This is a genomic window from Methanomethylovorans sp. (assembly GCF_041305605.1).
In the GTDB taxonomy this organism is placed as follows: domain Archaea; phylum Halobacteriota; class Methanosarcinia; order Methanosarcinales; family Methanosarcinaceae; genus Methanomethylovorans.
This window is the reverse complement of the sequence record NZ_JBFYLB010000009.1, coordinates 1-15,796: the sequence shown is the minus strand read 5'-3', so window position 1 is coordinate 15,796 and position 15,796 is coordinate 1. Positions and strand designations below refer to the sequence as shown.

General features: G+C 44.7%; 16 protein-coding genes. 11 read left to right on the top strand and 5 right to left on the bottom strand.

The annotated features are described in order from the left end of the window. On the bottom strand, nt 1-1,028 hold a 1,028-nt coding region (locus tag ACCM36_RS00630), incomplete at its 3' end, for a hypothetical protein (RefSeq protein ID WP_370571763.1). Between the two features lie 104 nt (nt 1,029-1,132). Next, on the bottom strand, nt 1,133-1,951 hold the full coding sequence (locus tag ACCM36_RS00625; RefSeq protein WP_370571762.1) for a hypothetical protein: 819 nt from the start codon (nt 1,949-1,951) through the stop codon (nt 1,133-1,135). A gap of 131 nt (nt 1,952-2,082) precedes the next feature. Here ACCM36_RS00625 and ACCM36_RS00620 point away from each other — a divergent pair, with 131 nt between their 5' ends. The 5 genes from ACCM36_RS00620 to cyaB are packed head-to-tail and all read left to right on the top strand — an operon-like array spanning nt 2,083 to nt 6,004. Continuing rightward, nucleotides 2,083-2,823, top strand: a complete 741-nt coding sequence (locus ACCM36_RS00620; protein ID WP_370571761.1) for a helix-turn-helix domain-containing protein — start codon at nt 2,083-2,085, stop codon at nt 2,821-2,823. A gap of 27 nt (nt 2,824-2,850) precedes the next feature. Next, nucleotides 2,851-3,900 (top strand): hydroxymethylglutaryl-CoA synthase, encoded by a 1,050-nt coding sequence (locus ACCM36_RS00615; RefSeq protein WP_370571760.1) that lies wholly within the window; start codon nt 2,851-2,853, stop codon nt 3,898-3,900. 10 nt (nt 3,901-3,910) lie between these two features. Further along, nucleotides 3,911-5,083 (top strand): thiolase domain-containing protein, encoded by a 1,173-nt coding sequence (locus ACCM36_RS00610; RefSeq protein ID WP_370571759.1) that lies wholly within the window; start codon nt 3,911-3,913, stop codon nt 5,081-5,083. Between the two features lie 5 nt (nt 5,084-5,088). Continuing rightward, the gene (locus ACCM36_RS00605) at nt 5,089-5,478 is read left to right on the top strand and encodes a Zn-ribbon domain-containing OB-fold protein (protein WP_370571758.1); all 390 of its coding nucleotides are present in this window, start codon (nt 5,089-5,091) and stop codon (nt 5,476-5,478) included. A 1-nt stretch (nt 5,479) separates the two neighbouring features. After that, a complete protein-coding gene (gene cyaB / locus ACCM36_RS00600) occupies nt 5,480-6,004 on the top strand; it encodes a class IV adenylate cyclase (protein ID WP_370571757.1) in 525 nt (174 codons plus the stop codon). Nucleotides 6,005-6,088: 84 nt separating this feature from the next. Here the strand turns inward: cyaB and metG are convergent, their stop codons facing one another. Further along, on the bottom strand, nt 6,089-8,134 hold the full coding sequence (gene metG, locus ACCM36_RS00595) for a methionine--tRNA ligase (protein WP_370571755.1): 2,046 nt from the start codon (nt 8,132-8,134) through the stop codon (nt 6,089-6,091). 161 nt (nt 8,135-8,295) lie between these two features. Here metG and sppA point away from each other — a divergent pair, with 161 nt between their 5' ends. Beyond that, complete coding sequence (gene sppA / locus ACCM36_RS00590) at nt 8,296-9,369, top strand: signal peptide peptidase SppA (protein ID WP_370571754.1); 1,074 nt, start codon at nt 8,296-8,298, stop codon at nt 9,367-9,369. A gap of 73 nt (nt 9,370-9,442) precedes the next feature. Here the strand turns inward: sppA and ACCM36_RS00585 are convergent, their stop codons facing one another. Further along, nucleotides 9,443-10,021 carry a DNA-3-methyladenine glycosylase I gene (locus ACCM36_RS00585; protein ID WP_370571753.1) on the bottom strand — a complete coding sequence of 193 codons (579 nt, stop codon included), beginning with the start codon at nt 10,019-10,021 and terminating at the stop codon, nt 9,443-9,445. Between the two features lie 114 nt (nt 10,022-10,135). Here ACCM36_RS00585 and ACCM36_RS00580 point away from each other — a divergent pair, with 114 nt between their 5' ends. From ACCM36_RS00580 to ACCM36_RS00560, 5 genes are all read left to right on the top strand, one after another. Further along, a complete protein-coding gene (locus ACCM36_RS00580) occupies nt 10,136-11,710 on the top strand; it encodes a PEGA domain-containing protein (RefSeq protein WP_370571752.1) in 1,575 nt (524 codons plus the stop codon). A gap of 189 nt (nt 11,711-11,899) precedes the next feature. After that, nucleotides 11,900-12,835, top strand: a complete 936-nt coding sequence (locus ACCM36_RS00575) for a hypothetical protein (RefSeq protein WP_370571751.1) — start codon at nt 11,900-11,902, stop codon at nt 12,833-12,835. A 67-nt stretch (nt 12,836-12,902) separates the two neighbouring features. Continuing rightward, entirely contained in the window at nt 12,903-13,565 is a 663-nt protein-coding gene (locus ACCM36_RS00570) for a class I SAM-dependent methyltransferase (protein WP_370571750.1), read from the top strand. After that, nucleotides 13,552-14,367 carry a SagB/ThcOx family dehydrogenase gene (locus ACCM36_RS00565; RefSeq protein WP_370571749.1) on the top strand — a complete coding sequence of 272 codons (816 nt, stop codon included), beginning with the start codon at nt 13,552-13,554 and terminating at the stop codon, nt 14,365-14,367. Before ACCM36_RS00570 ends, ACCM36_RS00565 begins: the two co-directional genes overlap by 14 nt. Next, nucleotides 14,364-14,642, top strand: a complete 279-nt coding sequence (locus ACCM36_RS00560) for a helix-hairpin-helix domain-containing protein (protein WP_370571748.1) — start codon at nt 14,364-14,366, stop codon at nt 14,640-14,642. The genes ACCM36_RS00565 and ACCM36_RS00560 overlap by 4 nt, the downstream gene beginning before the upstream one ends. 39 nt (nt 14,643-14,681) lie before the next feature. Here the strand turns inward: ACCM36_RS00560 and ACCM36_RS00555 are convergent, their stop codons facing one another. Next, nucleotides 14,682-15,608 (bottom strand): ribose 1,5-bisphosphate isomerase, encoded by a 927-nt coding sequence (locus ACCM36_RS00555; protein ID WP_370571747.1) that lies wholly within the window; start codon nt 15,606-15,608, stop codon nt 14,682-14,684. Nucleotides 15,609-15,796: the final 188 nt, after the last annotated feature.

The window sequence follows — 15,796 nt, the reverse complement described above, 5'->3', positions numbered from 1 at the left end:
AGAGATGACAGGTCTTTGGAACTGTGCAGCTTATCCAGCTGTTGCAGGGCTTTCTCGCACATCTGGTCTTTGAGGCCAAGACTACCGTTCTCTATCCGCGGTTTGATCTGCGCAAAAAAGGAATCCATATCATGCTCAAGAGCAGAAGCTGGATCATGTGTTATCTTTTCAAGGATCTGCCTGTGCTGTAGGGAGAGCACACATATCTCGCTCTTATCCTGCTTTTCCATTCTGGAAAATACCTTTGACAGAGGAGTAAATAACCTCTGGATATTGTGATCAATATCTGATAACTGTTCTTTCAGAACGCTGATCTCATCTTCAAGTTGTTTTGCCCTTTCGAATTCCCGGCTGCTTTCAAGTTCATTGAGCCTGCTCTTCGCATCATGGACATCTTTTTTCATTGAACTTATCCTGGACTCAAGATGCTCGACCTTATTCTGGCTTTCCATAATCTGCTTCTGCATTCTGTTATAGTTCTCTACCTCCTCGGAGAGCTTATTAAAGGAATCCATTCTGGCCTTCTTGTCCCTGAGAGGTGCAAATAGCTCATCGACCAGATCTTCGAGGCCTGATAATGTGGATATGATCTTTTGCGATTCCCCAGGATAAATCGCTTTAATATAAAGCTGGCTTCTGTGCGTGTTCTCCACAACATTCTTAAGCGTGGATTTGGCAGTTACACAAAAATCAAAAGCATTATCAAGAGAAGTATCCTCAGGAGGTACCACTTTTTCAGTGATCAATCGCAGGTTGTTGGCTATATTTTCCCGGTTGGCATCCCCTACCTTTTCCACCCTCTTGTTAGCATTTTCAATAGCTTCGGCAGAAAGGAGGCTTTCTATTACCTCAGGTATATCAGTTAGCAAGATGTTGATCCCTTTGTATTTTCTGAGGATTAAAGGTTTGAGTTCATTGAACTCTTTTTCAGATTCTGTTGCAATGAACAGGGAAAGTTCATCGATATTCAACTTGACAGAAAGACCTTCTGTCTTTTTCTTTCCGAAAAGCTTGTCAATGAATTTCATATCTAATCAAAAAACGCAATATCTGTTTAAAAGACTATGGATGGCAGCTCTCAGCTATAAACTAATGAAAAATACAACACAAAAAAAGAAAAACTCTGATAAAATCAGAAGAATTTTGACACAAGGGATGACTTTACATCACAGCTCCCAAGGAACTCGCAATCACCACATAAAGGTATCTGTTTTCTTTCCGGCAGAAAACCGTCCTTTATTTTCTTTATGTTGCTGCATACCCCAAGCACCTGCCTTCTGTCATTTGCTCTGATCTTTGCAGGCCTTATGCAACCCGATCTGGAATAGATAACTATGCCACCATCATTCGGTTTATTATGAACCTCCTGTACAAGCATTGAAAATGCAGCCAGATGAAGCCTGTCGTCTGCCCATATTCCATATTCTGGACACTTGCCAGTTTTGATGATCACAGGAGCTGGTGAGCCTTCAAGTTCAACCACACCTGCAGGTATACCGGAAACTTTCATTTTGTGTCCATATAGAACAGGTTCTACTTGCATGCCACACAGTGCCTTTACCAGCGGCATGTTATGCGCATCTGCCAGCATCTCTGTTATATTGAAGGCAACATCTTCAAGACAAGCATTCACATTTCCAATGGCTTCCGATATTGTTAACCCTGAAACACTCTCAAGTTCAGAAGCATATATGATGCTTAATTCAGCACATGTTTCATCGAATATACTTTGCATTTTGCCTTTTGTGTCATCGGCTTTTGACGAAAAATGCTCAAGTAACTGTGGATATTTCAAACCAAACTCTTTAAAAAGAAGATGTTCTACATAAGAAACATCATCATTGGACCTTGTTTTGTGAGAACGTTTTGTATAGTATACTTTTCTTGGACATTTGAGATACAATACTATGTCTGAGACGTTAGTGTTTTGTTCAGTGTTATTGGAAGACATGTATTTATAATATAGTTCCGTTATAATATAAATAAGTAAATATTATACAAACTGACAATTTGCCTTTGTTCGTCAATCAACGATTTGACATTCGTTAAATATATATAAGTATGCCTCGTTTAGAATATGAAATGGCTGATAATGCATCTCGTGAGAATATACGCCAACGTCTTGCAGAAAAGATGGCCGGTGAAATAACACTTTCAGAGAAACCAGGCGAGGCTCTGAAAAAATGGAGGCTCAACTTTGAGATACCCCAAACGGACCTGTCAGGTTATCTGGGAGTATCCCCTTCCGTTATAAGCGACTACGAAAGTGGAAGGAGGAAATCCCCCGGTACGCTCATAGTAAGCAGGATCGTTGAGGCACTGCTGGAAATTGACTCACTGAGAGGCGGACAGAAGATACATTCCTATGAAAGTATGCTTTTCTCAGACAATACTTCAAGGGCTGTCTATGCAACCTACGAGTACACTTTTCCTATGCAACTTGCCAAACTGGCAAGCCTTATAGAAGCTGATTTTGTAAACAGGGGAATAGAAAAACCCCTTTATGGATTTACGGTGGTTGACAGCCAGAAAGCTATTCTTGAACTTTCGTCCCATGAGTTTCAGAAACTTTACGGATGGAGTACTGAAAGAGCCATGATATTCACAAAGGTGACAACCGGAAAATCTCCCCTTGTAGCCATAAGGGTCACAAATCTCAAACCAGGTGCTGTGGTGATACACGGACTTAGAGGCAATGAGCTGGACCCCATGGCAAAGAAGATGGCAGAGATAGACAGGTTGCCTCTTTTAGCCACCACAATGGATATTGATCAATTGATCGAAAACCTCAAGAAATACAGCCAGTACCACGTAATGGAATAACACTTACAATAACTATCGGTGAAAGAAATGAGTGCAGGGATAGTCTCATACGGAGCCTATATTCCAAGATATAGGATCAAAGTGGAAGAGATCGCCCGGGTTTGGGGCGACGATGCTAACAGCCTGAAATCAGGTCTTATGGTATATGAGAAATCATTACCTGATTTTGATGAAGATACGGCCACCATTGCAGTAGAAGCTGCAAGGTATGCAGTAAAGAGAGCAGGGATCAATGCTCAGAGGATAGGAGCAGTATATACAGGTTCAGAAAGCCATCCTTATGCTGTAAAGCCTACCAGTACCATAGTTGCAGAAGCTGTGGAAGCTACCCCTGTCCTGACAGCTGCAGACTATGAATTTGCCTGTAAGGCCGGAACTGCTGCCATACAGACATGTATGGGACTTGTGCAATCCGGAATGATAGACCTGGGATTGGCTATAGGATCTGATGTTGCACAGGGTGCACCCGGAGACGCACTGGAATATACTGCAGCTGCCGGAGGTGTAGCCTTCGTAATAGGCAACAAGGAATCAGAATTTGTAGCTGTCATTGAAGATACATACTCCTTTACCACCGATACACCTGACTTCTGGAGAAGGGAAGGTATGCCATATCCTGAACACGGTGGGCGTTTCACCGGTGAGCCGGGATATTTCAAGCATGTCACACATGCAGCAAAAGGACTCCTGGCGAAAATGGGTACAAAACCAGAGGATTATGATTATGCGGTTTTTCACCAGCCAAATGGTAAATTCCCATCCCGCGCAGCATCCATCCTGGGTTTCAGCAAGGAACAGATAAAACCCGGCCTGGTCGTGCCAAAGCTTGGTAACACGTATTCAGGATCGTGCATGATGGGAATTGCTGCAACCCTTGACCAGGCAAAACCCGGAGACAGGATCTTTGCCACTGCTTTCGGATCAGGTGCCGGCGCAGATGCTTTTAGTTTCATAGTGACTGATAAGATCGAAGAAATACGCAACAAGGCACCTACTGTATTGGAACTTCTGGCAGATCCGATATACGTAGATTATGCAACATATGCAAAACACAAGGGAAAAATAAGACTGGCATGAGGTGAGACAAATGAGAGATGTAGCGATCATTGGTGTAAAGACCACCAGGTTTGGAGAGAACTGGGATGTTTCTTTAAGGGACATTATAACCGAAGCCGGTGTAGGTGCCCTGGAAGATGCCAGAGTAACCGGAGAAGAAATAGATGCTATCATAGTCGGTAACATGAGCGGTGGCCAGTTCATAGAACAGGAACATATAGGCGCATTGATAGCAGACTATGCCGGACTCGCAAAGGAACTCCACGTGCCGGCAACCCGTGTGGAAGCGGCCTGTGCGTCCGGAGGATTAGCCCTGAGACAGGGCATACACGCAGTAGCATCAGGACTTGAGGACATAGTAGTAGCTGCCGGTGTAGAGAAAATGACAGATATCTCCTCTTCAAGCGCGTCGACTGCCCTTGCAGCTGCAGCAGACCGGGAATGGGAAGGCATAATGGGAGCAACTTTCCCCGGACTCTATGCTATGATAGCAAAACTGCATATGCATAGGTATGGTACCACCAGCGAACAGCTGGCACAGGTGGCTGTGAAGAACCATGCTAACGGCATGCACAATCCCATCGCACAGTATCGCAACAAGATAAGTGTGGATGACGTGCTGAAGTCCATTATGGTGGCCGATCCACTGCACATATTTGACTGCTCACCCATTACCGATGGTGCAGCAGCGGTCATACTTGCACCTGCTGACATTGCTCACAAATATACTGACACGCCCATTTACGTAAAAGCTACAAGCCAGGCCAGTGATACCCTCGCCCTCCATGACCGTAAGGACATCACGACCCTCGCTGCCTCCGTGGAAGCAGGCAAAAGGGCCTTCAAAATGGCAAAGCTCACGCCTAATGATATAGACCTGGTGGAAGTACATGACTGCTTTACTATTGCAGAAATATGCGCTATCGAAGACTTGGGCTTTGTGAAGAAGGGAGAGGGCGGCAAGTTTACCGAAGAAGGAAACACTGCTATAGGAGCCAAGATACCGGTGAACACTTCAGGTGGACTAAAAGCCTGCGGGCATCCGGTGGGTGCCACCGGTATCAAACAGGCTGTGGAAATAGTCGAACAGCTTCGCGGAGATGCAGGAAAACGTCAGGTGGATGGTGCTGAGATCGGTATGACCCATAACGTAGGAGGGTCAGGTGCCACTGCTGTAGTACACATATTTTCGAGGGACAGGTGATCACGATGTCAGTACCGAGATTCTGGAGAAAACAGGTTGCCAGGTATAACCTGATAGGTACACACTGCACTAACTGTGGAGCATACTACTATCCACCCCGCAACATGTGCCCTACATGCCGACGAGATGGTAAACTGGAAAACTTCAAGTTCAGCGGAAAAGGAGAACTTCTTACATATACTGTGATCCACACTGCTGCTGAAGGGTTCGAAAAACAGACACCTTACGTACTCGGCATCGTGAAGCTGGAAGAAGGACCAAGCCTCACCAGCCAGATCATAGGTGACCCGGCATCCATGAGGATAGGTCTGAAAGTAAGACCTGTGTTCAGGAAACTGGGCCAGAGTGGTGAGAAAGGTATGATATACTACGGTACCAAGTTCGTACCTGAATGAAATGATCGAGATAGAAGTAAAAGTCCGGGCAAGCCACAGTTTGCTTCGTGAAAAGCTTGCCATCATGGGTGCAAAACCGGAAGGTATCCAGAAACACCTGGATACCTATTATAACTCTCCTCTAAGGGATTTTTCTACGACTGACGAAGCATTGAGAATACGCTCCGTGAATGGAAGATCAGTGCTCACATACAAAGGAAAGAAACTCGATTCCATTTCGAAGACCCGTCCGGAGTTTGAAACCGAAGTAGATGGGGACAGTGCAAGAAGTATTCTTGTAGCTCTTGGTTTCTTTGAATCGGGGATCGTCCGCAAGAAAAGAGAAATCTTCAGTTGCCAGGGTATGATCATCGCCCTTGACTCTGTGGAAGGGATTGGAGAATTCATCGAGGTTGAGAAACAGGCTGAAACTAATATAGAAGAGCATCGCAATCAAATATTCGAATTTCTCGAATCATTAGGCATCCGAAAAGAAGATTCCATAAGGACATCTTACCTTGAGATGGTGCTTGAAAAAGAGAAATAAAGAAATTATAGAACAGGTGCAAATACATCCGCACCTGTACGCTGATTCACTGTTCGGTAAGAATTCACTATTTTTTTCATTATTTTATCTCACGACCGACCCTGGTGTCATTTCCTTGTCCAGGGTCAACAGAGACACATGTTCGCCTGCATCAGCTGCCAATAGCATGCCCTGGGACTCTACGCCACACAGTTTTGCAGGCTGGAGATTGACAAGGACATTGACAATCTTGCCCACAAGTTCTTCCGGCTGATAGTACTCCGCAAGACCTGCAACCACCTGCCGGGGTTTTGGTTCACCTACATCCACCATCAGTTTAAGCAATTTCTTGGATTTCTTGATCTTCTCAGCACTGAGGATCTTACCGACACGGATATCCACCTTAGCGAAATCCTCATAGGTTATTCCATCTTTCAGAGGCACGACTACAGGTTCTTCTTCCTTTATGCCTGCTTCCTTTGCAAGAGCTTTGCGTATCCGCTCGTTGGAAATGACAGTCATCTCATCTATCTTGGCATCTTCTATTTTATCGAAGAGGATGCTTGGGTTAGAAAGTTTTATACCTGCTACGACAGGCACCAGAGCCTCTTCATATCCTGCAGTATGCACATCTGAATCCATGCCTATCTGCTTCCAGGCGACCTCCATCTTTTCAGGAAGAGTGGGTTCGAACAGGAGGATAAGGGCCTTTGCAATCTGTATGCAGTTTGCCAGTACCTCTGCACATGCTTCCCTATTCTCCTTGATGAGTTTCCAGGGTTCATTGGACTGGAAATAGGAGTTACCAAAGGAAGCCAGTGCCATGGCAGTATCAATAGCCTTCTTGAACTCGAACTCCTCCATTGCAACTGTGACCTCATCGATGGTCACTTTTATCTTTTCCATGATCTCAGGTGAGATCTTACCTGCCGGGATCTCACCAAAGTTCTTGAAGTCGAAAAGAAGACTGCGATAGAGGAAATTACCCAGCACAGCCACAAGCTCAGTGTTGATCCTTTCCTGGAATACCTTCCATGAGAAGTTGACTTCCTTGGTATGGGAGGTGTAGCTTATAAGATAATATCTGAGCAGATCGGCATGGAAACCGTGGTCCAGGTAATCCTCCTGTACCCATACCACATATCCCCGGCTCTTGGAGAATTTCTTGTCCTCGATCTTCACCATGCCGGAAGACACAACCGCCCAAGGCTGGCTGTAGTCAGCACCTTTGAGCATGGCAGGCCAGAATATGCAGTGGTGGTAAATGATATCTCCGCCAATGAAATGGACAATGGGGCAATCACCCTTCCAAAACTTCTCCCAGCTCTCATTGTTAGCTTGAGCCCATTCCTCTGTGAAGGCGATGTAACCTATAGGCGCATCCACCCATACGTAAACCACAAGATCATCGTGACCGGGGAATTTCACACCCCATTCCAGCGTCCTTGTGATGCACCAGTCGGTAAGTTCCTGTTTGACCCAGCCAAGAGCATAGTTTTTGGCATTGGATGTACCTTCCAGATGTTCCAGGTGTTCGAGCAGGAAGTCCTTGAATTCGGAAAGTTTAAAGAAGAAATGTTCCTGTTCTTTATAATGTGCAGGACCCCGGCAAATGGTACATGCGGGTTCCTTAAGCTCCCCAGGCTCCAGGTGTTTACCGCATCCCTGGTCACATTCATCGCCTCTTGCATTCTGACCGCAGTGAGGGCAGACACCTGCTACATACCTGTCAGGAAGGAAACGGTCACACGCAGGACAATATGCGATCTCAATGACTTTAGGGTAAACATAACCTTTATCGATGAGCCTGTTGACAATATCCAGTGTACGGTTGTGGTTTTCCGGATCATCTGTTGTTCCAAAGGCATCAAATATGACACCCATAGACCTGAATACCTCATAGAAATGCTGGTGATATCTTTCTACCAGCTCTTTTGGAGTGATCTTCAATTCTTCTGCGTTCACAACTATAGGTGTTCCATGAGTATCCGAACCACAAATGAAAGTTACTTCTTTGCCACGCTTTTTCAGGGACCGCACATAGATGTCCGCAGGAATATATGTTCTCAGGTGACCTACATGAGCTTTGCCGTTAGCGTAAGGAAGACCGCACGTAACAAGTACGGGTTTATCTTCAGGTAATTTCGACATGTGTTATCTCCAAAAGGATATGATTCGTAAGTAAGGTTTTATTATGAAATTGTTTGCTTGATGAGGATACAATGCTTTTATAAAATATATTACGCTTGCATTATTCAAGATAACTATTTTAATGTTCATGTACATTCTCTTGCCAAGAAGGTATAATCCAGATGAATCCTGAAGATATGGCAAATGATCCCAATACAAATTATGGGGAAGAAACACCGGCCATGGAGAATAATCCCTATTCGGCAGGCAAAGTGGAAGGGGAGATTCCGGTAAGCGGACCTTCGACCTATACCCGAAATACACCTCTGCCTACGGCACCCCGTAAAAGCAGATGGAAAATGTACCTTGTAGTGGCCGGGTTCCTTGTGATCCTCATTGGTGCAAGCCTTGCAGCCATTATGGGTACGTTCGATGGTGACCTGTATTCCACAGGTGACAAGATAGCAGTGATCTACGTGGAAGGTTCAATTGTTTCCGGCAGCATATATGATGGATTGGGCTATGCCACTCCTGATGGAGTAAATGAGAATATCCGTAAGGCTATGGAAGATGAAAGCGTAAAAGCGATCGTATTAAGGGTCGATAGCCCCGGAGGCTCTTCAACTGCCGGAGAAGAGATATATGAAGAAGTGAAAAGAGCTCATGATAAAGGCATGCCCATAGTGGTATCCATGGGCAATGTAGCTGCCAGTGCTGCTTATCATATATCTGTACCTGCTGACGTAATAGTGGCAAACCCTTCTACAATGACCGGTAGTATAGGTGTAATCTGGACCTTTGAAAATATGTCTGCTTACTATGACCAAGAAGGAATAAAATTCCACATAGCCAAGTCCGGAGAGTTCAAAGATATGGGTGGATCCTGGAGAGGCCTCTCTGATGAGGAAAAGGAATACGCAGACAGCGTGATAATGGAAGTTTACGAGACTTTCGTGATAAATGTTGCAGAAGGCCGTAACATGTCCGTAAGCGAAGTCAAAGACCTTGCAGATGGTAGAATATACACCGGTAAAAAGGCAAAGGAATTAGGCCTTGTGGATGAACTTGGAAATTTCTATGATGCTATTGATATTGCTACGGAACTGGCTGACATAGAAGGTGAACCTACAGTGGTCTACATGAACAAACCGTCCCTTTCAAGCCTGCTATTCGGTTCCGAATCCGAGACTTCAAATGCATCTGTTGAAGAGATATTAAAGCGGTATGAAGAGAGCCCATACGGGTATTTGTCCTGAAAGGGTCAGGAACAAATATCCTTTTAATTATTTTATATCACTCATTCCTTAGAACAATAGAAATAGATGGCATCTATTTTCTTCCAAGCTCTCTGCACTGTTCATACCTGAAGCAATCTGTTACATGATCATTGACCATGCCTACTGCCTGCATGAATGCATAGATGATCGTAGGACCTACGAAACTGAAGCCTCTTTTTTTCAGGTCTTTACTTATCTTTTCTGCAATATCGGTCTTGGCAGGGATGTCTGCCAGCGACTTCCATGAGTTCTGGACAGGTGAGTGGTTCACAAAGCTCCAGATGTAAGTGTCGAATGAACCAAACTCATCCCTCACTTTTTTAAAAGCCTGGGCATTGGCAATGGCAGACCGCACCTTAAGTCGGTTGCGAACGATACCTTCGTTCTTAAGCAGCTCCTCCACTTTTACATCATCATAGGCTGCAACCTTCTCATAGTCAAAATTGTTAAAAGCCTTCCTGTAATTATCCCTTTTCCTGAGTATAGTTTCCCAGCTTAAGCCCGCCTGTGCACCTTCCAGCACAAGGAATTCGAAAAGCGATCTGTCATCATGTATTGGCACACCCCATTCCCCATCATGGTATTTGAGGGCAAGATCACTGAATGAAGCCCATTCACATCTTATTTGCATGAATTGGATTGTGTAACTGTATATTATTATATCTTCCTGATAGGATCGAAATTCCACTTGTTGAAAGATGATTATTTATAACAACATTTCATAATTTCTATTGGGGGCAATTGTATGCAAGTGGACGAGAGGTGCTTCAGAGCATCCGTAATATGGTTAGTGGTTACGCTAATCCTTATTTCCATAGCACCAATGGCAATAGCTGTGGAATCAAGCACAGGGTTGGCATATATATACTCTGCTGACACAACAAGCGCAAAATACTACATTTCATTGCTCGAGGGCAGCGGATATCAGGCAGATATGGTACCACTGGGAAAAATTGCAGATTCCGACCTTTCAAAATATAACGTTATCATTATAGGACCGGATACTACGTGGGGCGATATTACTTATGTTGATGATATAAAAAATAGCAACAGACCCCTCATAGGACTGGGAGAGGGAGGCTATGAACTTTTCGGACAGCTCGGATTGGGATCCGGATATCCCAACGGTTGGCATGGAAGCGAGAACAGTATCTATGTGGTTGATGCTTCACATGCAATCTTCCAAAAACCAAATAGCATCAATATCCCGGAGGATGCCATATTACAGCTTTACGATTCCAGCGGGCATGTTGGAATCTATATCCCGTCAGTAAGCACTGGCATGACAATGCTTGGAAGAGAAACAGGGAACATAGAGCATTATCCACTACTACTGGAGGATAACAAATACCTTTTCTGGAGTTTTACCGCTTCACCTGAAAGCATGACAGATACTGGTAAAATTCTTTTTATTAACATCCTGGCCTATATGAGTGGCATTGACACAGGATCGGAAGAACTTGAAAGAATAGAAACACCGGTAATGGTAGATCTACCTGTTGTCGTAAGACCGGAACTGATGAGAATAGAAGTAATTCGGGAACCCATTGTATTTGCAACTCCGGTGGAAACTGTAGAAAAGAGGATAGGAGATAGTTTTGATCTTGGAGATGGATACATACTACTGATAAGTGAGGTGAATGCAAACGGAGAGGTCCGGGTACAGGTTGAACAGGATGGAGAACTCATCGAGGAAAAAGTATTGGTGAAGGATCAGAACTACCTGCTGCCCAAAGCAACAGGGGAGAACCTTAGTATATCGATTGGGGATATCCATGTGGGTGCTGTGCCGACAGACGTTCAGGTCATGATGCTTGTCGTACCTTACCTTCTCCTGACGGTGGTCTCACAACCCGGAGGAGCCGAGATATTCATTGATGACGAGATAATCGATTTCACTCCCAAGGAAGATATAGTTCTTACAGATTTTGATGAACATAACCTGCGACTGGAACTTGAAGGCTACCGGACCTATGAGGAGACCATCAGATTCACAAGGGGAGGAGAAGCCGAGATAGAGAAGTCCATACAGCTTACTAGTTCCATGATGGAGGAACAAACATTTACACAACCTGAAGAAATGAAAGCGACAAGCGAAACAGAAGAGGAGAGAGAAACGGAAGAGGTGATCGAAAAGGAAGAAATTGAGGACACAGCAACTTCTGAAGAAGAAAAACTACAGGCAGAGAAAGAACAGACAGAGCAAGAATCTTCATCTTCGGTAGAAGGAGAAAGTGAAAGTGTACCCGGATTCCTGCTGATCACAGCATTTGCCTCCCTGATCTGCGGATACGGCTTAACCAAATGGAAGAAGGAATAACAGGAAAAAATGCATGTGATGCACATGTGGGCAGATAAGTTCTTTCGCAGGTTCTCGGGTAATTATATTCTATACTCGCTGGGAATAACTCTGAGTATATTTTTTTTGTATATGCTGCTATCTGCAAAAGTACGGTTCCTTTTTCTTACCTCATATAACCTGCTATCCCTGTCAGCTACTAGCATACTGATGGGCTACCAGTTCGCGCTGATAACCTACTTTTTCTCTAACGTGAAAGAGACATTTGACCGAATAATACCGCTTTTCAAGGAGGATAGCTTCCTGCCTCTCCAAAAAAGACTGGAATCATGGCTGGGGAATAAGGGTACTTTAAACCGGACTATCCTGCTGGTGGTCATGCCTTTGATACTGCTGGAAGTCATAAGGTTCTGGCAGTGGAAATATTCCGAAGGGGAAATTCCCTTGTACTTTTCCCTGTTCGACCCATCCAGTAACTGGGCTTTTCTGCTTGACGTGATAAACCATATCCTGGCATACCTGATGTACTTGATGCTGGCCATCATCGTGTGGTTTGTGCTCGGCCTCACTAATATCATTGCTTCACTGAAAACAGATTCTCTCCTGAAGATAGATGTATTCCATGCTGATGGAATGGGTGGCCTGAAACCTGTACAGAGTTTCATGCTCATGGTGGTGAGCAATTATTTCATTATAATTGCCCTGGCAATTATAACATTCATATCACCCAGATCGATAGTGTCATACGAAACCCTGTTCCTGCTATTTCTGCTGTTTTTGGGAGTGTATCTTTTCTTTGTCACCATGGGTACCACAAAGGCTTTGATGGACAGAGCTGTCGGGGTGGAGCTGGACAGGATAGATGACAGGTATCGTATGAACTACGAAAGATTACTTGAGATGACATCGCAGGAAAAATACGAGTGGCAAGAGGAAGAGCTTGAAAAACTGCAGCTTGCCATGGAGTTCCTTGAAAAGGAAGAGAACAGGATCAGACAGATACATGAGAAGCACTCAAGCAAGAAAACAATATCCGCTTTTATAGGTTCTTTCCTTGTACCTTCGATCACACTTGCTGAGAACCTTACGGGTATGTCAGCACAAGCCATGGTAGAAATGATCATACGACATCTGATAGAAGCTTAATACCATCATCTGAACCGAAGGGAACATATCTAGGAATAAGTGGAGATCTAACTATCAGGAGGCTTGAATGAGAACATCATTCGATATGCATGCACAGGAATACGATTCCTGGTACGATCAGCACAGTAAAGTGTTCGATTCCGAACTGGCAGCTATAAGGAAAGTGATGGAACACGTACATCCGGAACACAGGTTCATAGAGATAGGAGTGGGTACAGGTAGATTTGCACAAGCCCTGCATATCACCCATGGTGCAGACCCTTCCATGGGAATGCTGAAATTGGCCAGGGAACGAAATATAATTTGCACGCAAGCAGTGGCCGAAAACTTACCGTTCAGGAATACGAGCTTTGATCTTGCTCTTATGGTCACTGTGGACTGTTTTTTGACTAACCTTAAGCAAGCATTTGCTGAGGTTTACAGGATACTAAAACCTGGTGGCAGACTGATCCTGGGAATGATAGACGGGAACAGTGAACTTGGAAATGCATACAGGAAAAAATATGAGAAAAAACCACATAAAAACGGGTTTTACGCATTTATAAGACTCCATTCAGTCGAAGAAATATCTGCATGCATTCTTGAAGCTGGTTTCAGGGATCTTACTACGGTTCAGACACTTTTTAAGCCACTGGAAATGATAGAAGATGTCGAACCTGCCAGAAGTGGATATGGGGAAGGAGGATTTGTGGTGATCGGCTCAAATAAAGAAGAATATGACAGTAGATAAGTACTCAGAGATCATATATCATAAAGGATTTGAACGTAGCAGTGAATATGCAAATGGGGAGTATGAAATGCAAGAGATCGGCAAAGATTTCATGAAATTGACAAGGTTCCAATACCTTGGGAAAGCACCGCAAACAGACGGATATCCTCAGCCACCTCTGCAAAAAGAGCCAGATGATGCTATCGAGATCATCGAACTACCGGATCCCAATACTGTTCATGTGAGGGACATACCTTTAAGACGTGCCATCGAACATCGTACCAGCGTGCGCAGCTATTCCGATAAGCCCCTTACCCTGAACGAGCTTTCATACCTTTTGTGGTGTACACAGGGAGTTAAAGAGACAATAGAAAATGTCGTTACTTTCAGGACCGTGCCATCGGCAGGAGCAAGGCATGCCCTGGAGACCTATCTGCTGATCAACAATGTGCAGGGTATTGAGCCTGGGCTGTACAGGTTCCTTGCCATAGGGCATAAACTACTGCAATTGGATATTGAGACCGACATGGCAAAGGAGATCACTGAAGCCTGCCTGGGACAGGATTTTGTAAAGAAGAGCGCAGTGACTTTCATCTGGACAGCGGTGGCATACAGGATGAAATGGCGCTACGGAGAAAGGGGGTACCGTTACCTGCACCTTGATGCGGGTCACGCGTGCCAGAACCTGTACCTGAGTGCGGAAGCTATTGATTGTGGTGTTTGTGCCATAGCGGCCTTCCTGGATGATGACATGAACGAACTGCTGGACCTTGACGGTGAACATGAGTTTGTGATCTATGTTGCCACTGTGGGGAAGAAATGAAGGATGAGAACAAAACCCGAGTTCTTAAGGAATTGCAGGTTATTCCGGGAGTCGGTGAAAAGACCGCAGAGGACCTATGGGAGTTGGGTATTCGCTCAGTAGCAGACCTGAGAGAAAGAGACCCTGAAGAACTCTACTTGAAACTATGTGATAATGCCGGGATGAAGATAGACAGATGCATGCTCTATGTATTCAGATGCGCAGTGTATTACGCATCGAATGAAAAGCATGACCCTCAACTGCTGAAATGGTGGAACTGGAAGGACAACAAGTGATTTTTATTTCGACATGCATAATATGTTGAGATGATCAGATCATCTCAGATCCACCAGGTCCAGTCCAAGATACTCCTTGATCACTATGTATGCCATTGCAGGAGGAAAAGCACCTGCATCCGTAATTATGAGGTCGATGTATTCCGGCGGAGTGATATCGAAAGCCGGATTCCTTACTTTTACATTGGGCATCTCTTTCAGTATATTGGGGTCTATAACCTCATCACTTGAGCGGTCCTCAATTTCAACCATCTGACCCAGGATCGTATTGGGGCTGAACTTGTAAGTCTCAGCTGCAACTAAAACATTCTTACGGGCTTCCCTGGCTGCCAGCGCAAGCTGGGAAGTACCGATCTTATTGACCAATGCACCGTTAACGGCAATGGAATCTGCACCAACGATCACAAGGTCCACATCTTTCATCACCAACCTCACAGCGGAATCCACAATGAGTGTCGTGGGAATGCCTGCATCGTTCAGTTCCCTTATAGTTATGAGGCCCTGTCGGCGTGGTCTGGATTCGGTGGCAATGACAGATATTTTCTTGCCCTGCTTAAAGGCTGTCTTGATGATGGCGATGGCTGCATGGGAATTGCAATGTGTCATTATGACATCTCCGTCATGGATACGCCTGGCACCCACCCTGCCGATCTTATCAAGGGCTTCATTAGCATTTTTGATGAATCTCTCGGAATTAGCAACGATCTCAGCAATGGCCTCACTAACGTCATGGGATGAATGTTTTTTAGTAAGAGCCACAGCATTGGGGAGAGATACGGCTGTGGGCCTGGTCTCCACAAGTATCCTTGCAGCTTCATTGATGCTTTTCTCGAACTCCTCAGGGGACAGGGAACTAAATGTCTGTGCATGATCCCTCAGGGCTGCCGAGGCTGCAACTGCTATCCTGCCAGCTCCACGGATCTCCATGGTGCGGATCTTTTCTGCGGTGTCCATCAGCTCATACATAAATAAAAGAGTTGCAGTTAAGGAATTTATAAGTGTTGGCAAATGTGGTTCTGTTTTGATTTATCAACTGTTCATTCCAGCTCGATATCATAGACGTTTAAAAGGGAGATTACTTCAGGGATAGAGAACTTGGTCTTTTTCAGGAAATTGTTGTTCGGATCTATATTGTAGTTCTTTGCATTCCTGAA